General features: G+C 43.5%; 14 protein-coding genes. 3 read left to right on the top strand and 11 right to left on the bottom strand.

Annotated features, from left to right (window positions below; translation table 11 throughout):
• Positions 1–82: 82 nt before the first annotated feature.
• The 4 genes from EL210_RS08695 to EL210_RS08680 form a co-directional block, all read right to left on the bottom strand.
• Positions 83–1,330, bottom strand: a complete 1,248-nt coding sequence (locus EL210_RS08695) for an ABC transporter permease (protein WP_018919174.1) — start codon at positions 1,328–1,330, stop codon at positions 83–85.
• 9 nt (positions 1,331–1,339) lie between these two features.
• Entirely contained in the window at positions 1,340–2,548 is a 1,209-nt protein-coding gene (locus EL210_RS08690) for a pyridoxal phosphate-dependent aminotransferase (RefSeq protein ID WP_025879481.1), read from the bottom strand.
• A gap of 95 nt (positions 2,549–2,643) precedes the next feature.
• Positions 2,644–3,318, bottom strand: coding sequence for a YggS family pyridoxal phosphate-dependent enzyme (locus EL210_RS08685; RefSeq protein ID WP_018919172.1), 675 nt, complete (start codon positions 3,316–3,318; stop codon positions 2,644–2,646).
• A 6-nt stretch (positions 3,319–3,324) separates the two neighbouring features.
• Complete coding sequence (locus EL210_RS08680; RefSeq protein ID WP_018919171.1) at positions 3,325–3,849, bottom strand: DUF4494 domain-containing protein; 525 nt, start codon at positions 3,847–3,849, stop codon at positions 3,325–3,327.
• A gap of 1,050 nt (positions 3,850–4,899) precedes the next feature.
• Here EL210_RS08680 and EL210_RS08675 point away from each other — a divergent pair.
• Positions 4,900–7,827, top strand: coding sequence for a TonB-dependent receptor (locus EL210_RS08675; RefSeq protein ID WP_025879648.1), 2,928 nt, complete (start codon positions 4,900–4,902; stop codon positions 7,825–7,827).
• 96 nt (positions 7,828–7,923) lie between these two features.
• Here EL210_RS08675 and EL210_RS08670 read toward each other — a convergent pair whose 3' ends face one another.
• On the bottom strand, positions 7,924–9,195 hold the full coding sequence (locus EL210_RS08670) for an O-acetylhomoserine aminocarboxypropyltransferase/cysteine synthase family protein (protein WP_018919169.1): 1,272 nt from the start codon (positions 9,193–9,195) through the stop codon (positions 7,924–7,926).
• 47 nt (positions 9,196–9,242) lie between these two features.
• The gene (locus EL210_RS08665; RefSeq protein ID WP_018919168.1) at positions 9,243–10,298 is read right to left on the bottom strand and encodes an asparaginase; all 1,056 of its coding nucleotides are present in this window, start codon (positions 10,296–10,298) and stop codon (positions 9,243–9,245) included.
• A gap of 202 nt (positions 10,299–10,500) precedes the next feature.
• On the opposite strand from EL210_RS08665, the gene uxaC reads away from it, so the two are divergent.
• Positions 10,501–11,904 carry a glucuronate isomerase gene (gene uxaC, locus EL210_RS08660; protein ID WP_026285852.1) on the top strand — a complete coding sequence of 468 codons (1,404 nt, stop codon included), beginning with the start codon at positions 10,501–10,503 and terminating at the stop codon, positions 11,902–11,904.
• A gap of 255 nt (positions 11,905–12,159) precedes the next feature.
• On the opposite strand, the gene rpmA is transcribed toward uxaC, so the two are convergent.
• The 4 genes from rpmA to EL210_RS08640 all read right to left on the bottom strand — a co-directional run bounded on the left by rpmA (position 12,160) and on the right by EL210_RS08640 (position 14,663).
• On the bottom strand, positions 12,160–12,447 hold the full coding sequence (rpmA, locus tag EL210_RS08655) for a 50S ribosomal protein L27 (RefSeq protein WP_004372654.1): 288 nt from the start codon (positions 12,445–12,447) through the stop codon (positions 12,160–12,162).
• Positions 12,448–12,464: 17 nt separating this feature from the next.
• The gene (gene rplU, locus EL210_RS08650; protein WP_004372655.1) at positions 12,465–12,782 is read right to left on the bottom strand and encodes a 50S ribosomal protein L21; all 318 of its coding nucleotides are present in this window, start codon (positions 12,780–12,782) and stop codon (positions 12,465–12,467) included.
• A 207-nt stretch (positions 12,783–12,989) separates the two neighbouring features.
• Positions 12,990–13,862, bottom strand: a complete 873-nt coding sequence (locus EL210_RS08645; protein ID WP_018919166.1) for a hypothetical protein — start codon at positions 13,860–13,862, stop codon at positions 12,990–12,992.
• Positions 13,863–13,910: 48 nt separating this feature from the next.
• On the bottom strand, positions 13,911–14,663 hold the full coding sequence (locus EL210_RS08640; RefSeq protein ID WP_018919165.1) for an RNA methyltransferase: 753 nt from the start codon (positions 14,661–14,663) through the stop codon (positions 13,911–13,913).
• 150 nt (positions 14,664–14,813) lie between these two features.
• Between EL210_RS08640 and tamL the strand changes: the two genes are divergently transcribed.
• Positions 14,814–17,027 (top strand): translocation and assembly module lipoprotein TamL, encoded by a 2,214-nt coding sequence (gene tamL / locus EL210_RS08635; RefSeq protein WP_018919164.1) that lies wholly within the window; start codon positions 14,814–14,816, stop codon positions 17,025–17,027.
• 29 nt (positions 17,028–17,056) lie between these two features.
• Here tamL and EL210_RS08630 read toward each other — a convergent pair whose 3' ends face one another.
• On the bottom strand, positions 17,057–17,860 hold the full coding sequence (locus tag EL210_RS08630) for an MBL fold metallo-hydrolase (RefSeq protein WP_018919163.1): 804 nt from the start codon (positions 17,858–17,860) through the stop codon (positions 17,057–17,059).
• Positions 17,861–17,973 lie beyond the last annotated feature (113 nt).

Below are 17,973 nucleotides of genomic sequence, written 5' to 3'. Positions count from 1 at the left end.
AAAAATTTTGTGCAAAGATAAGGTATTATCTGCACATCTCAAAACTTTATGTGCATTATTTATTGTCAGCAGTTGTTTTTGATTACTCGTACCGCATGGATTTAGCGGGATGTATATGAGAAATCAGATAGCTTGGGGCTATGAGCACAAAAAGACAAATCAGTAGGGTGGCTACGTTCAGAATGATGAACAATGGAATGTTGTATTCCACAGGGACTGTGTTGACATAATAGGTCTGTGGATTGAGCTTGACAAGGCCTGTAAACTGTTGAAGGGAAATCAGTCCAAGTCCGACAATATTGCCGATCAGCATTCCTTTGCCAATGATGAAGGCGGCAAACCACATGAAGGTATGGCGAATGGTTTTATTTCGGGCGCCCAATGCTTTCAGAATACCTATCATCACGGTTCGTTCAAGAATGATAATGAGCAAACCGGAAATCATCGTTACGCCAGCCACGGCAATCATCAATGCCAAAATAATCCATACATTGAGGTCGAGCAGGTCGAGCCACGAGAAGATTTGGGGACACAGTTCGCGAATGGTTTTCGAAGAATAGGTTTCACCATAGTGGTCGAGTGTGCGGTTCACTTTTTTCACCACAAGGTTTTCTACATCGTCTAACTGGCTGAAATCCTTGACGGTCAGCTCTGCCCCTGTTGTCTGGTCGTCTTCCCACCCATTGAGTCTTACGGCCGTATAGAGGTCGGTAAAGCAGGTGATGTCATCATATTGTGAGAGATTGGTCTGATAGACTCCTTCTATGGTAAAACGTCGGGTGCGCACACCGTTTTTGTCGATGAAGTAACTGTAAATCTTGTCATTGGCCTTCACCCCCAATTTGTCGGCAATGCTTTGTGAAATGAGAATCTTGTTGCTTGAGGCATTGTCCGTGAAGCGCGGAATATGGCCTTGGCGCATGTTTTGATGCAGGAAAGTTGTGTCATATTCAGCCCCTATTCCTTTGAATATCACTCCCAAAAAGTCGTGGTCGGTTTTGAGAATGCCTTGTTTCATAGCATAGCGCTGAACATGCTTCACTCCCGGAATCGTTTTCAGAACGGTCAGCATCGAGTCATCCATTTGAATGGGGTAGAAGTCACCTGTTTGCAAAGTCATGAAGCTACCCACCTGAATGTGGCTTCCAAATCCGATAACCTTGTCGCGGATAGTATGTTTGAAGCCCAACACGACACTCACCGATATCAACATCACGGCAAGACCGATAGCCACGCCTGCCGTAGCTATTCGTATGGCAGGGCGAGATACTTGTTTTCCCTCGGTCTTGCCACCATAGATTTTCCTTGCTATGAAAAGAGGTAGGTTCAAGGTTGGCTGTTATTCTTCGTCGACAACGCGCCCTGGATAGGTTTCAAGGGCTTTCTTCAATACTATCAAGGCACGCTCCAAATCGGGCTTTTTCAAGACATAGGCAATGCGCACTTGATTGATGCCTGCACCTGGTGTGGTGTAGAAACCAGAGGCTGGTGCCATCATTACGGTTTCGCCCTCATAGTTGAATTCTTCAAGACACCAACGGCAGAACTTCTCGCTGTTGTCAACCGGAAGTTTTGCCACGGTATAGAAAGCTCCCATTGGTATTGGCGAATAAACACCGGGTATGCGGTTCAAACCGTCAATAAGGCATTTTCTGCGCTCCACATATTCATCGTAGACATCACGATAGTATTCCTCGGGCGCATCCAGAGAGGCCTCGGCAACAATCTGTCCGATGAGGGGTGGAGAGAGTCGGGCCTGGCAGAATTTCATCACGGCCTTTCTCACTTCGGTATTCTTTGTTATCAATGCACCTACGCGAATACCGCATTCAGAATATCGTTTTGAAACAGAGTCAATCAAGATGACATTTTCCTCGATGCCTTCCAAATGGCAGGCGCTGATATAGGGCGAACCTGTATAGATGTATTCCCGGTAGACTTCATCAGAGAACAGATAGAGGTCATATTTCTTCACAAGATCGCGGATTTGGTTCATCTCGCGTCGTGTGTAGAGGTATCCGGTAGGGTTGTTGGGGTTGCAAATCATAATGGCACGAGTGTGCTCATTGATCAATTCCTCAAACTTTTCAACTTTTGGCAGGGAGAAACCCTCATCGATAGTCGTTGCTATCGTGCGGATAGTGGCTCCGGCACTGATAGCAAATGCCATGTAGTTGGCATAGGCTGGCTCTGGAATGATAATCTCGTCTCCGGGATTCAGACAGCTCATGAAAGCAAACAACACAGCCTCGCTACCACCCGAAGTGATGATGATGTCGTCGGCTTCAACGTTGATGTTGTATTTTCTGTAGTAGCCTGTCAACTTTTCCCGATAGCTCAGATTGCCCTGGCTTGGAGAGTATTCCAGCAGTTTGCGGTCGATTTTCTTCAATGCATCGAGTCCGCACTGGGGAGTTGGAAGGTCGGGCTGACCGATGTTGAGATGATATACCTTCGTGCCACGTTTCTTTGCTGCTGCCGCGAGAGGAGCCAATTTTCTAATGGGCGACTCTGGCATTTCTAATCCGCGTACTGATATTTCTGGCATAAAATTGTTCTTTTTGAAATGGCTTTTCAGACCATCATTCTTCGTTTTGTTTGCAAAGGTAGTAATTTTTTTGAAACGATATCTTCTTTGCAGGTTTAATAAACACGTGGGCCGAAAATCGTTGTTCCTACGCGAACCATTGTCGAACCATGACAGATAGCTGTCTTGTAGTCGTGGCTCATGCCCCATGAGCGTTCCTTGAAGGCATCATCGTCGGCGAAGTAGTGGGTTTTTATCTCGTCGAAGAAACGTGCGGCCGTTTCAAACTCGCTGGCAATCTGGTCTTGATTGTCGGTGTTGCTGGCCATCATCATCAAGCCGCATATCTGCACGTGGTCGAGCGTGCGCCATTCTCCGTCAGCCAACAGTTCCCGACAGGCGTCGGGTGTCAGTCCATATTTTGTTTCCTCTTCGGCTATGTGTAGCTCTAAAAGCACTTTGATGATGCGGTTGTGCTTGTTGGCATGCTTGTTGATTTCTTTCAACAGTTTCATGCTGTCCACAGCCTCAATCATTGAAATATAAGGTGCGATATATTTCACTTTGTTGGTCTGCAGGTGTCCGATGAAGTGCCATTGGATGTCTTTGGGAAGTTTCTCAACCTTCAGTTTGAGTTCCTGCTCATGGCTTTCCCCAAAGATGCGCTGGCCTTCAGCATATGCCGCCTCGATATATTCGTAGGGATGATATTTGCTGATAGCAACCAATCTGACGTCTTTAGGCAGATTGCCCAGCACCTCATGCAAATTCTTTGCTACATCAACATTCATACGCCTTTATTCAACTGTCGGTTCTTCTGATTTTTCAGGGGCCTCATATTCCGGAACGTCATTGCCTCCGCCTGGGTTCTTCTTGGGGCCATTGTGCTCGAATACATCCATGATCTGGGTTTCCTGAATGCTCACGATGACATAGTCAATCAGTGTTCCTCCCATGACTTCCTCTATATGCTTCACGGCCGCCGGAACGCTTCCTGCCTGTACTAAGTAAGTCACTGTTGAGCGCTTCTCCTTTTCGGTTTTCTCGTCAATGGTAATGAATTGCAGTCTGCTCTTATACCATTTGTCGTCAGCATCGGCATCGCTGAAGAATATCTCTCCGTAAGCTGCTTGCTTCAAGTCGGTCACTTTGAATTCTCCACTGATATAAACGCGCATCTCTTCAATAATGGTGTTCTCGGCCTCGGTAAAGCTCAAGGCATCTACGACATAGCTTTCAGACACTTTTTTCTGCATGCCGTCTTCCATTGTTTTTTCGTAACGTATTTTGGTTTCAAACCAAACTGCGGTTCTGCTTCTCATCTTTTCTTTTATTATGTTTTATTTGTTGAGCAAAGTTATAAAAAGAATCTGAATTATGCAAATTTTTGGAGCTTACCCATGCCTGTCGAGCTGTTAATGTTTAGTTAACTTGTTGTGAGAGTGTGAGATAAAATTTTTTAGGCGTAGAGTAGGAGAGAGTTGTGAACTTTCAAAATATTACATATTACATATTACATGTAACATTTAGCACCATATGTTAATTCACAATTCATAATGCATAATTGCGCATGATGCATAAGAGAGGCTGGATGCTTACAGATTGATAGCTTTATAGAGATTATATATAATAATTATTAGTATTATTATATTATTATAATATATAATAATTTATATATTATAATAAACTATCTCTCTCTCCTAATCCTCAAAACAGTGTATCGACCTAAATGTTACATGTAATATGTAATATGTAATATTTTAGAGAATCTTGGGCAAAGTTTTTTCATCAGTGAGTTTAATTCATATCAGTTTACATGGCAATTTGAGATAGATTACATTGCTTTCTGAATCAAATCAGGCCGTAGAATGACTTGAATTGCGAGGTGATTCAATGTAAGTTGAAACGCCATGTGATGAAACCTCATTTTGTCTTATCCCGAGCAGAATGAGTTTTTGTGTGCGTTTATAGTGTTCTTTTTCTTGCACATGTTCTTTGTAAATGGTCTCTTTTGTGGGTGCAAACAGGCGCCTTATTCTCTTTAACTTCTGTTAACTCTCGCGGAAACCTCTTTTTTATGGTTTTCTTCATATGATGTTTTATCTTTGTAAAAGATACCTGTTAAAATGTTTCTCCTTATTCATTGAAGAAAAGGTAAAGCGACTCATGGTAAATCTGTTGATTAATATTGTTATAATTTAACTCTCTCTCTTGGAAATATAGGTTGCTTTTGGGGGTGAGTGTATGAAGCGAAAATGGCAAATGTGGGGTGGTGATGTTGGACGTGTTTTATGAAGAAATATGCACTCTGATTAAACGGTTTTTGGTTTTAGGCGTCTAACCTATCAGACTTTTATATTAGAATAAACGAAATGAGAAGGATAATTGCAGTCTTGTTTTTGACAATCACATGGACGGTCTGTCTTGCACAAAGTCGCCAGATAAGTGGGACGCTTTCAGATAAAGACACCAAGGAAGCATTGGCGCAGACGACTGTTCAGCTGCTTCGGGTTAAGGACAGTTCATTTGTGGCGGGTGCCATTTCTGACAATAATGGTAGGTTTTCAGTGAAAGCGCCTGGCGATGGGAACTTCCTTGTTAGGATTACGAGCGTGGGTTATAAAACCGTTGTCAAGCATGCAGATATCAGAGGTGGGAAAGATGTGGATTTTGGAACGATACTTGTCAGTGCTGATGCCGTGATGCTGAAAGGGGCAACCATTACGGGACAGGCCACTAAAGTGTCGCTGAAAGAAGATACTTTCATCTATAATGCATCGGCATTCAGAACTCCTGAAGGGTCTACGATAGAAGAGTTGGTGAAGCGCTTGCCGGGTGCACAGGTCAGTGATGACGGAAAGATTACGATTAATGGCAGGGAGGTTAAGAAGATTCTTGTTGAAGGAAAAGAATTCATGGCAGGTGACACGAAGACTGCTTTGAAGAACATTCCTGTCTCAGTTATCAATAAAATCAAGGCCTATGATCAGAAGAGTGATATGGCAAAAGTCACCGGCATAGATGATGGCGAAGAAGAAGCTGTGCTTGATTTCGGCATGAAACCAGGTATGAACAAGGGAGTGTTTGGCAATGTTGATTTGGGCATTGGCACTGATCATCGTTATGCGGAGAAAGCCATGGGCAGTTATTTCAATGATAAGAATCGTTTCATGGTGTTTGCAAATGCCAATAACATCAATGACAAGGGGTTTCCTGGCGGAGGCTTTCGTGGCTTCGGTAGTGAATTACAGGGGCTTAATGCTTCAAAGATGCTTGGTGTGAACTATAACTTTGAATTGAAGGACAAACTGCAACTCGATGCATCCCTGCGTTGGAATCATTCTGACGGAGATGTGAATGCAATTGGCTCTGTTGAGAATTTTGTCAGTAAGGTTGGTGCTTTTTCCAACAGCAATAAGTTCACTTTGTCGCGCAGTGATTCGTGGGAGGGGCGTCTGCGTCTGGAATGGAAGCCCGATACGATGACGAATATTATGTTTCGGCCACAGTTCAGTTATACCAATAGTGATAATCTCACAAGTAATCTCTCGGCCTCATTCAATGCCGACCCTTATCTCTATGTGGTCAATCCGCTGGCTGCCGAGTCTATTGAAAAACTCGATGCAGAGGGGCTAATGGTCAATAAGCGTGAGAACAGTGGCATCAGTAATAATGAGAATAAGAGCATAAAGGGTGTGCTCCAGTTTAATCGTAAGTTTGGAAGTCGGGGGCGTAATGTCACATTGCGTGTCGGTGGTAACTATGGAATGCGCGACAACCGTAATCTGTCGTTGAGCAATGTTCATCTTTATCAGGTGATGAATGCCATGGGGCTTGACTCTACCTATCAGAAAAACCGTTGGAAACTTATGCCAACAACGAACTATGGTTACAGCCTGTGCTTTGCTTATAGTGAACCAATCCTGCGGGCGATGTTTCTGCAATTCACTTATGAGTTCCAGTATAAGTACAGCAAGAGCGACCGCTCAACCTATGATTTCAGTAATCTGGGAGAAACATTTTTCAGTGGGCTACCACTGGAATATGGTGCATGGAATCATTATCTCGCGCGTCTGACAAATCCGCTTGAAAGTTATTATGACAGTAATTTGAGTCGTTTTTCGGAGTATCGTAATTATATTCATGATTTTCAGTTGATGTTGCGCGTTATCCGTAAGAAGTATAATTTGAATGTCGGCGTGATGCTTCAGCCACAGAAATCGGAATACAGGCAGGATTATCAGGGTGTTCATGTTGACACTGTGCGCACGGTGACCAACTTCTCGCCTACACTCGATTTCCGTTATCGTTTCAGCAAGGTGAGCAATTTCCGCATCAGCTATCGCGGTACTACTGCTCAGCCCGGCATATCACAGCTTCTGGATATCACTGACGACAGTGACCCTCTGAATGTCTCAAAAGGTAATCCTGGCCTGAAGCCTTCGTTTACCAACAACTTTAGGTTGTTTTACAATAATTATATAGAAAACAGGCAACGGGCTATCATGACTTTTGTGAACTATAGCAACACACATAACAGCATCAGTGACAAGGTGACCTATGATGAGAAGACGGGTGGGCGGACCATTCAGCCCGAAAACATCAATGGAAACTGGAATGTGATGGGAGCTTTCATGTTCAACACGGCTATTGACTCTACAGGGTATTTCAATATCAACACCTTTACAAATGTGAACTATAATAATTATGTGGCCTATGCAGCTCAGAATGCCGGTTCGTCCTCTGTAAAGAATACAACCCGTTCCACGTCTTTGGGTGAACGGATAGAGGCCAGCCTGCGTAACAGTTGGCTTGAATTTGCTCTTGATGGCTCACTGAACTATACACACAGTCGCAATCAGCTTCAGCAAAGAAGCAATCTTGACACATGGCAATTTGCCTATGGAGGTTCGTTGAATGTCACGTTTCCATGGGGAATGTCGGTGGCAACAGACCTGCATAACAATTCACGTCGAGGTTACAGTGATGCCTCTATGAATACCAACGAACTGATATGGAATGCACAGTTTTCTCAAGGATTGATGAAAGGAAAGCCTCTGACGATAAGTTTGCAGTTCTATGATATTCTTCATCAGCAAAGTAATTTCAGTCGTGTGGTCAATGCGCTCATGCGTAGTGATACAGAGTATAATAGCATTTACAGCTATGCCATGCTCCATGTGGTCTATCGTCTGAACCTGTTTGGAGGAAAGGCTGCACCTAAGGGAATGCCTGGTCTGCCGATGGAAAGACCCGGGAGAAGAGGAGTCCCAGGTGGTTTCGTCAGACGGCCGATGTAATAATCAATGGTTCCGTTTGGTTTAGTGCGGTGGTTTTATAAAGTTACGAAAAAGGCACTCAATCATTGAGTGCCTTTTTATATTCTTATTGCAGATTTACTTCAAAGCCTGTTCGATGTCGGCAATGATGTCATCCACATTCTCAATGCCCACAGAGAGGCGGATTAAATCAGGGGCAACACCTGCTTCTTGGAGTTGTTCGTCGGTCAGCTGACGGTGAGTGTGGCTGGCTGGGTGTAGCACACAGGTGCGGGCGTCAGCCACATGGGTTACGATAGAAATGAAATCAAGGCGGTCCATAAATTGGATAGCATCCTCTCGTGAGCCCTTTAAGCCAAATGCAATGACACCACATGAGCCCTTGGGAAGATATTTTTGCCCCAGCCTGTAATATTTATTTGAGGGCAGACCGCAATAGTTTACCCAAGCCACTTTCTCGTTCTTTTCCAACCATTCAGCCACCTTTTGTGCATTGGAACAGTGTTGTTTCATGCGGAGGTGTAAAGTTTCGAGTCCTATATTGAGCAGGAATGAGTTTTGTGGTGCTGGAATACTTCCCAAATCCCTCATCAATTGACTGATGAGTTTGGTGAGGTATGCCATTTTTCCAAAGGTTTTAGTGTAGGTCAGACCATGATAACTTTCATCGGGAGTAGTTAACCCATGGAACTTTTCACCATAGGCTTCCCAATCAAAGTTGCCGGAGTCTACGACTACGCCTCCCACCTGTGTGGCGTGTCCGTCCATATATTTTGTCGTAGAGTGGGTAACAATGTCACAGCCCCATTCAAAAGGACGGCAGTTGATAGGCGTGGCAAATGTGTTATCCACAATCAGTGGAACTCCATGCTTGTGGGCTATTTTAGCAAAACGTTCGATATCAAACACGTTGCCTCCCGGATTGGATATTGTTTCGCCGAAGAAGCATTTTGTATTTGGTTTGAACGCGGCCTCTATTTTTTCGTCATCCCATTCCGGGTCGATGAACGTGCATTCAATGCCCATTTTCTTCAGCGTAACGCCGAAAAGATTGAACGTTCCACCATAAATGGCGTTGGAAGTAACGATGTGATCTCCTGCTTCACAAATGTTGAACACAGCATAGAAATTGGCTGCCTGGCCTGAAGAGGTGAGCACGGCTCCGATGCCTCCTTCAAGGGCTGCAATCTTCTTGGCTACTGCATCATTGGTGGGATTGGCCAAACGTGTGTAGAAATAGCCACTGTCCTCCAAGTCAAACAAGCGTGCCATTTGTTCGCTGGTGTCATATTTGAATGTTGTACTCTGATAAATCGGCAGCTGCTGAGGCTCCCCTTTTGTTGGTTTCCATCCGCCATGAATGCAGATAGTTTCAAGGCTTTTTTTCATATTGTGTCTGTTAATTTGTTTGATATCTGTTGGCAAAGTTAATCCATTTAGACGTGAAGTTCGCCGGCTAAAGAGCAGGATAGCATTTGGCGTATGGTCTTGGTGTCATCTCCATAGCGTCCGTAGAGATACATCAGTTTGGTGACGGCGGCCTCCACCGTGCTGTCTTGTCCGCTGATAACTCCTGTGTCTTTTAGCTGATAGCCTGTGTCATAGCGCCCCATTTCAACAAAGCCTGTCACACATTGGCTGATGTTGACAATGGTGACACCTCGCTGTGAGGCTTTCTTTAGAATTTCCATTAACCATGGTTGCTGAGGCGCATTGCCGCTTCCAAAGCTTCTCATGACCACCCCTTTCAGTTCGGGGGCATCGAGCGCATGCTTGAAAATGCTAGCCTGAATGCCTGGAAATAATGACAAAACCATGATGTTGGGGTTCAACTCGAAGTGTGGAACCATAGGCTTTGTATAGTCAGGTTTCAGAATATGATGCGTAGAGAATTGAAATCTGACTCCTGCTTCACACAGGTGTGGATAGTTGAAAGAGTCGAAAGCGTTGAAACCGTCAGCATTTTGCTTGGTTGAACGATTGCCTCTCAACAGTCTGCCACTAAAGTAGATGCAGACTTCGGGAACGAAAGGAGTGCCGTCTTCATGCTGAGCCGAGGCCAACTCGATACTCGTAATGAGGTTTTCCTTGGCATCAGTGCGGAGGTGTTCGATGGGTAATTGGCTTCCTGTAAGGATTACAGGCTTGGTAAGATTCTCAAGCATGAAGGAGAGAGCTGATGCCGTATAAGCCATGGTGTCGGTGCCATGGAGAATGACAAAACCATCATACGCCTCGTATTTTTCGGCAATAATCCTGACGAGACTGGCCCAAAGCTCGGGCGCCATGTCGCTGGAGTCGATGGGATGGTCAAACTGAAACACATCAATACCTGTCGTAAGATATTTCATTTCGGGCAGGTTGCTCACCAAATGATTGAAATCCAAAGGTTCCAGAGCATTGGTCTGATGATTGATTCCCATGCCAATGGTGCCGCCTGTATAGATGAGCAGCACTCTGCCTGTAGGGTTTATAGTTCTCTGATTATCCATGCGTGTACGTCATCGTTTACGTAAAAAACATTGCAAATATAGTTTAATTTTCTCGTAGTTCCAAAAAATAGCATTACATTTGCATAAAGCATAGGCAGGCTTGGTGCAAGGCTTGAATAGATTTCTCTTTGCACTTTCCGTCAATGTTTTAATGAACAACTTAATCTATTTAATCGAAGACAATCAAAATATCAAATCATTTATGAAACAATTTATGGATGAGAATTTCCTCTTGGAAACGGCTACCTCGCAGGAACTCTATCACAATCATGCGGCTAAAATGCCTATTATCGACTATCATTGTCATTTGGTTCCGGAGATGGTTGCCAATGATCATAAGTTCCGTAGCATCACGGAGTTATGGTTGGGAGGTGATCATTACAAATGGCGTGCCATGCGCACGAATGGAGTTGATGAGAAATACTGCACAGGAGAGGATACTAATGATTGGGAAAAGTTTGAGAAATGGGCCGAGACGATGCCTTATACTTTCTGTAACCCATTGTATCATTGGAGTCATCTTGAGTTGAAAACGGCTTTCGGAATCACTAAACAGCTCAGTCCAAAGACTGCCCGTGAAATCTATGATGAGTGTAATGAGAAGCTCCAACAGCCTGAATTCAGTGCACGTGGGCTGATGAGGCATTATCATGTGGAGTGTGTCTGTACCACCGATGACCCTATTGATGATCTGCGTTATCATAAGAAGACACGTGAAAGTGGCTTTGAAATCAAGATGATACCCGCTTGGCGTCCCGATAAGGCTATGAATATTGAAAAGCCGGGCTATGCCGAATATATGTCTCAATTAGGCGAAGTGAGCGGTGTAGAAATCAATCATTTCGCTGATATGGTAGATGCTTTGAAGAAGCGTCATGACTTCTTTGCAGAAAATGGATGCCGTCTTTCAGATCACGGAGTGGAGGAGTTCTATGATGAACCTTATACCGACAGTCAGATAGAGATTATCTTTGAGAAAGCACTTCGAGGTCAGCAATTGAGTACACTTGAAATCCGTCAATATAAGCATGCTTTCCTTAAGCTGTGTGGAGAAATGGATGCTGAGGCCGATTGGACCCAGCAATACCACTATGGAGCTATCCGCGACAACAATAGTTTGATGTTCGACAAGCTTGGCCCTGACACGGGTTTTGACTCTATCGGAGAGTTTAATACGGCGCGTGCCATGAGTCATTTCCTGGACGAATTGAGCAAGGAAGGTAAGCTTACGCGTACAATACTCTATTGTCTGAACCCATGTGCCAATGAAGTTCTTGCCACTATGATTGGTAATTTTCAGGATGGTTCATGTCCGGGGAAGATGCAATTCGGCTCAGGTTGGTGGTTCAATGATCAGCTTGACGGTATGACTAAACAGCTGAAAGCCCTTTCTGTATTGGGCTTGTTGACTCGTTTCGTTGGTATGTTGACAGACAGTCGCTCGTTCTTGAGCTATCCACGCCATGAATATTTCCGTCGTTTGCTTTGCAATCTGTTGGGTAATGACGTGGAGAAAGGCCTTCTGCCGAATGATAAAGAAAGTCTGGCGCGTATGGTGGAAGATATTTCCTATAACAACGCCCGTCAGTATTTCAAATTCTATTAAAAAGCTTTTCTGATTATAGAGCAATCCCCTTGATTATCAAAGGGATTGCTTTTTTGTGGTTCACTTGTTTCTTCTGCTGTTTTAATTTGCGTCAGAATAGCGTGCAATATGCCTCATTTCATGTTGTAATATGGCTCATATTACAATGCAAAGTGCCTCATGTTGCAAACTGAATGCTATAGCTTTTAAAGAAGAAATGCCAATCTCAGCGAGATTGGCATTCTATTGTTTGTTTGGAATAAGTGCTTTGTTTATTTAAGCTTCAGCCTTTGTTTTTTCTGCGTAGGCTTCTGGAGAGAGTACAGATACTGTGCTCTTGTTGAACTTGCCCTTGTGGAAGTATACCACGCCGTCAGCAAGTGCATAGAGCGTATCGTCCTTACCTTGAGCAACATTCTCACCAGCAAAGTGCTTGTTGCCGCGCTGACGAACAATGATGTTGCCGGCAATGATCTTCTGACCACCCCAAATCTTTACGCCTAATCTCTGTGAAGCAGATTCACGTCCGTTCTTAGAACTACCTACACCTTTCTTATGTGCCATTGTTTGTCCTCCTGATTTTAAGCGTTGATTGATTTAACTGTTACTTCTGTGAACTGTGCACGATGACCATTCTTTACGCGATAGTCCTTACGACGTTTCATCTTGAACACGATTACTTTGTCGCCTTTCACGAGTGGGTTCACAACTTCTACTGTTACTTTTGCACCGTCTACAGTTGGTGCACCGACTTTTACTGTACCGTTGTTGTCAACGAGCAGCACCTTGTCGAATTCAACAGTCTTTCCGGCTTCAGCATCTTTGATGTGATGCACGAAGAGCTTTTTGCCCTCTTCAACCTTGAACTGTTGACCGTTAATTTCTACGATTGCGTACATTGTTTATTTATTAAACGGGTTTTTCCGCCAGGCGTCTGACCCTTGTCAGCACTTCTTTGAGCCTGAAAACGGACTAAATCGGTGCAAAGTTACGCAATTTTGTCGAAATCAAAAGGGTGACAGAAGATAAATCTTTGCCTTTTAATACTCGTTAACTATTTGACTTCGTATGTTTCAACTTGCGTGCTTTCTGTTTCTGAAGGATTGTTATTTGCTGTTTATCTGTTGGTTTATAGAGCCGTATACGTAGATATTGGTGAAAACGCCGAAAGTGAAAATATAGCTTGCAATGAAACAGATGATGCCAACAAATGCAATCATCATAGGAATAAAATATGCAGGGAGACCATCTGGATCAGCAAGTGTCAGCATGCCCCAAAGGTTGTAACCATAGGCCATAAACAGAATGGATAGGGGCAAAGCAAGGATTGTAAGTGGTATGATAGCACAGAATATTGTCAGGATTTGCCCGATGAAAAGGAATCCCCAGTGGTGCAAACCTACCTTATAGTCTTTACCGAACGCTTGGATTAACTTTGCTTTTGGTGTACAGATATAGTGTGTCAGGCTATATCCAAGCGGTAACATGAATGCGAGGATGGCTAAAATAATCAGGCCAAATAACACGAACCCTGCGATAACAGCTTGGATAGGGGATAGCAGTTTGCCTGTGGACAGTAATTGTGCAAAGCCTTTAGAAACTTCCGGGACAAGGATAAGAGCAGCCAAAGAGAGAACTGTCAATAAGATAATCGTAATAAATGCTCTTAGGAAAACAGGTTTGAGAGCGTGCTTGAAGAACAGGGTGACGATATTGGCTGTCATGTAGGATGAGGCTGTCAAGCTGAGCAGAAGGACACAAAGTGTAGGGATAGCTGTTGCCCATACTGAAGGTTCATTGGCTGTAACAGTGAGGGCGAACTTGCCAAAGAAAAAGACTAAAGCAGTCAGGCAAATGGCCCATGCAAGGCTTCCAAGCCATGTTTTCTTGAAAATAGTTGCAAAATTGATAGTCAGCACATCAAAGGAAGCTTTGATACAGGCCGATATGCTTCTGTTTTTATAGATGTCGTTTTCCATATTAATGATTTCCTTTCATTCTTCTTATGGTTTTATCTTTCTGATGATTTATTTTATTCTTCGTCTGAATTCCGCACAGGTGATAGCTGTTGCTATTGCTACATTGAGTGATTCTGCCGTGGGAGTATTGGGTGGATAGTTGGGAATAAGCAGTGGACAGTTGACCATTTGCCTGACTTGGGCAGATATTCCATTGCCCTCATTGCCCATGATGATGAGACCATGAGCAGAAAGTTGCTCGCTATAGATATCGTTCCCCTCAAGCAGGGTGCCATAAATGGGAAAGTCTGCTGGGAGTTGTTTGAGCATAGGTTCAAGTGCTCCATAATGGAGTCTTACGCGTGTGATACTTCCCATAGTAGCCTGTATGACCTTGGGATTATACATATCAGCTGTCTCTTGCGAGCAATAGATGTCGTTGATACCAAACCAATCAGCAATACGAATAATCGTTCCAAGGTTTCCCGGGTCTTGGATGCCGTCAAGCATCAACGATAGAGTTGATGTGTTGATAGCATGAGTGTCAGAAGCAAAGAAAGGGAATAGTCCCAGCACTTGTTGTGGATGTTGCAGCAAACTGACTTTTCTAAGTTCATCAGAAGTCACTTCTATTACCTCATCTGCAGGTGGGGCAGAGTGACTGTCAAGCCATTCTTGAGTGGCAACAAGGGTATGTGCTCGGCTCATGGCAAGCAATTCTTCGACAAGTTTATGTCCTTCAGCAATAAAAAGACGTGTCTGTTCTCGGTTCTTCTTCAGCTGAAGGGATTTGATGAATTTGGTTTTTGTCTTACTGATCATACTGCAAACTTACATATATTTTTGTAAAAACACGAGCATTTGCCATGTTAGTGAATGTTAAGAGGCGTAATATTACGGTTTTAAGGCTTGCTTTTCACAGAATTTTATAACTTGCATATATCAGAAAAAGATATTATCTTTGTGCAGTTTATGAAGTATAAGTGGATTTACATATTAGTGGTTTCATTGCTATTGGTGTCTTGCAATGCAACGAAGTTCGTTCCCGAGGGAAGTTATTTGCTTGATGGTGTCAAGGTGGAGTCGGCCGACAAAGAACTTGATGCTTCAACACTTCAGGACTATGTGCGCCAAAAAGGAAATTCTAAATGGTTTTCTTTGTTCAAGATACCTATGGGAACCTATGCACTTGCAGGCCGGGATTCAACGAAATGGCTTAACCGTATGCTCAGGCATATCGGTGAAGAGCCTGTTGTTTTCGACTCCCTGCAGGCTCAACTTTCCATGGATGACCTCACGACAGCCATGCACAATATGGGATATATGCATGGTCGAACCGAGATGAAAGTCACGCGAAAAGGGCGTAAGGTCAAGGTTGTCTATCGGCTTCTTCCAGGTGAACCTTATCGGATTGCCATAGTACATTATGATATTCAGGATAGTCTGATCAAGAAGTTGATAGCCACATATAGGGGCAGGAATGCCTTTAAGCCCTCATTAAAGAGTGGAAGTAGATTTACAGTTGATGCGCTCAATGCGGAACGCACTAAGCTGACGTCTTTCCTTCTAAATCATGGTTACTATAAATTCCATAAGGATTTCATTCAATATAGTGCCGACTCGGCACGTAATAGTCGGGATATCAATATCACACTTCAGTTGCTTCCTTACCGTACAACCAATCTTTCATCTGATACATTGCATCCCTGTTACACCATAGACTCTATACGTTATTTGAGCGGAGACGATGATGAAAGGCTTCATTTGAGAAAAAGTGTGCTTCGTAATGCAACGATGCTCGATGCACATACACCCTATAGCGCTGATGGTTTACAGCAGACTTATAACAAGTTTGCCCGTCTTCAGGCTGTGAGATATACGAATATCAGTTTTCGTGAACATCCTGATACAACTCTGCTTGATTGTGATATTCAAATAAGCACTAATAAACCTAACACGATTTCTTTTCAGCCGGAAGGAACGAATACGGCAGGCGACTTCGGTGCTGCGGCCAGCTTAACATGGGAAAACCGTAATCTTTTCCGTGGGTCAGAGTTGTTGAGTGTCCAGCTTCGTGGTGCTTATGAGGCTATTACAGGGTTGGAAGGCTATCAAAATCAGAATTATGTGGAGTATGGATTGGAGTCAAAGCTTCAGTTTCCAAGGTTTCTTGCTCCTTTCCTTTCAAGTACATTCAAACACAGAAGTCTTGCAACTTCAGAACTCTCTTTAAGTTATAACCTGCAGAACCGGCCTGAGTTTCATCGTCGGGTGTTCTCTTCTGCATGGCGTTACCGCTGGTCTGAGCCTCATCACCATATCAGTTATCGTGTAGACATGCTTGATCTCAACTATATCTATATGCCTTGGATTAGTTCTACTTTCAAGCGTGATTATCTTGATGACGTTACCAATCGTAATGCTATCTTGCGCTATAACTATGAGGACTTGTTTATCATGAAGATTGGTGCGGGCTTGTCTTATAGCGATGGAGAGAATGCTGTGCGTGCAAATATAGAGACTGCAGGCAATATTCTTCGTGGATTATCTAATGCTTTTCGGTTCAAACAGAATAAGAATGGACAATATACCTTATTTAATATAGCCTATGCCCAGTATGTAAAATTCGATATAGACTACACGCATCTGTTTCATTTTGACAGTCGAAACTCATTGGCCGCCCATGTGGATTTGGGTATAGCGTGGCCTTATGGCAACAGTACTGTATTACCTTTTGAAAAGCGTTATTTCTCGGGTGGAGCCAACAGTGTGCGTGGTTGGACTGTAAGAGGACTCGGACCAGGTAAATATCGCGGTAGTGATGGACGTATAGACTTCATCAACCAGACAGGAGATGTGAAGTTAAACCTTAATCTTGAATACCGCTCTTACCTTTTCTGGAAACTGAATGGAGCAGCCTTTATCGATGCAGGTAATATCTGGACGCTACGCAACTATGCCGAACAGCCGGGTGGTCAGTTCAATATTGTTACGTTCTATAAGCAAATCGCTGTGGCCTATGGCTTGGGCTTACGACTGAACTTTGACTATTTTATCCTTCGTTTTGATGTGGGTATGAAAGCCATTAATCCAGGTTATAGAACCCGTAATGAGCATTATGCAATCTTCCATCCTGACTTTGGGCGTGATATAGCTTTCCATTTTGCTGTCGGCCTGCCGTTCTAAAGACGACTTCCTGTTAGGAAAGTGGTTCTTTAGAGCAGCTCGTATACCCCTGTTGGCACTTTGCGTTTAAGCACTTCAACGGTAAAGTCAACCCCTGCAATAATGCCATGACTGCGCAAAATGTCTTCAATGGTCTTCTGGGCTAAAATAGGATGGTTGTTTTCTTCACTTAGATGACACAGCCATACTTTCTTTAGTTGTGGGGTGGCATCATCTGCAATAGCCTGCGCACAGTCTGCATTACTTAGATGACCATTGGGGCCAAGTATCCTCATTTTCAGATGTTGAGGGTAAGGACCTTGTGACAACATCTCTACATCGTGGTTAGCTTCAATCACAAGATAATTGGCTTCGTTGATATAGGGCTGCATTTCGGGTGTGATATGTCCGATATCTGTCATCAGTACAAAGACCACATCACCATAGCAAACTTTATATCCCACATTGTCGGAACTGTCGTGAGGAACGCCGAAAGGAGTCACTTTGAATTCTCCTAACTTGAAAGTTACACCCTTTTCTACTATTTTCACGTGTGTGGGCTCAATCTTCTTCTTAACGAAGTAATTGTGTTCGATACCTACATGTACACTGTGAGTTGTATAAACGTCAAGTCCATAGTCCTTGCTCAGACTGCCTACCGATTTCACGTGGTCAGCGTGATCATGTGTGATAAGCATGTGGTGGACATTATCCAAGTGCAGTCCGTAGTTCTTAAAGTGCTTCTTCAAGGTGCGTATTCCCACGCCGGCATCTATGATAAGTCCATCGGTTTCAGTGTAAAGATAATAGCAGTTTCCACTACTACCACTGCCGAATGATATGAATTTTAGCATTATCTTCTTAATTCTTTCTATATAATATAGCTTAGTCAACACCCAATAGAAATATGGTCTGTTATAGATGAGGGTGTCGGCTTTTGCTTTACAAAATTATTAAGAAAAGATGA

It is taken from the genome of Segatella oris (assembly GCF_900637655.1).
In the GTDB taxonomy this organism is placed as follows: domain Bacteria; phylum Bacteroidota; class Bacteroidia; order Bacteroidales; family Bacteroidaceae; genus Prevotella; species Prevotella oris.
The sequence above is the reverse complement of the archived record's forward strand: the minus strand, read 5'-3'. Positions and strand labels throughout refer to the sequence as shown.

What these genes read in the sequence shown, in the direction of transcription:
- EL210_RS08690 (WP_025879481.1), bottom strand. Translation starts at nt 2,548, where the DNA reads ATGCCAGAAATATCAGTACGCGGATTAGAAATGCCAGAGTCGCCCATT.
- EL210_RS08685 (WP_018919172.1), bottom strand. Translation starts at nt 3,318, where the DNA reads ATGAATGTTGATGTAGCAAAGAATTTGCATGAGGTGCTGGGCAATCTG.
- EL210_RS08680 (WP_018919171.1), bottom strand. Translation starts at nt 3,849, where the DNA reads ATGAGAAGCAGAACCGCAGTTTGGTTTGAAACCAAAATACGTTACGAA.
- EL210_RS08675 (WP_025879648.1), top strand. Translation starts at nt 4,900, where the DNA reads ATGAGAAGGATAATTGCAGTCTTGTTTTTGACAATCACATGGACGGTC.
- EL210_RS08670 (WP_018919169.1), bottom strand. Translation starts at nt 9,195, where the DNA reads ATGAAAAAAAGCCTTGAAACTATCTGCATTCATGGCGGATGGAAACCA.
- EL210_RS08665 (WP_018919168.1), bottom strand. Translation starts at nt 10,298, where the DNA reads ATGGATAATCAGAGAACTATAAACCCTACAGGCAGAGTGCTGCTCATC.
- uxaC (WP_026285852.1), top strand. Translation starts at nt 10,501, where the DNA reads ATGAAACAATTTATGGATGAGAATTTCCTCTTGGAAACGGCTACCTCG.
- rpmA (WP_004372654.1), bottom strand. Translation starts at nt 12,447, where the DNA reads ATGGCACATAAGAAAGGTGTAGGTAGTTCTAAGAACGGACGTGAATCT.
- rplU (WP_004372655.1), bottom strand. Translation starts at nt 12,782, where the DNA reads ATGTACGCAATCGTAGAAATTAACGGTCAACAGTTCAAGGTTGAAGAG.
- EL210_RS08645 (WP_018919166.1), bottom strand. Translation starts at nt 13,862, where the DNA reads ATGGAAAACGACATCTATAAAAACAGAAGCATATCGGCCTGTATCAAA.
- EL210_RS08640 (WP_018919165.1), bottom strand. Translation starts at nt 14,663, where the DNA reads ATGATCAGTAAGACAAAAACCAAATTCATCAAATCCCTTCAGCTGAAG.
- tamL (WP_018919164.1), top strand. Translation starts at nt 14,814, where the DNA reads ATGAAGTATAAGTGGATTTACATATTAGTGGTTTCATTGCTATTGGTG.
- EL210_RS08630 (WP_018919163.1), bottom strand. Translation starts at nt 17,860, where the DNA reads ATGCTAAAATTCATATCATTCGGCAGTGGTAGTAGTGGAAACTGCTAT.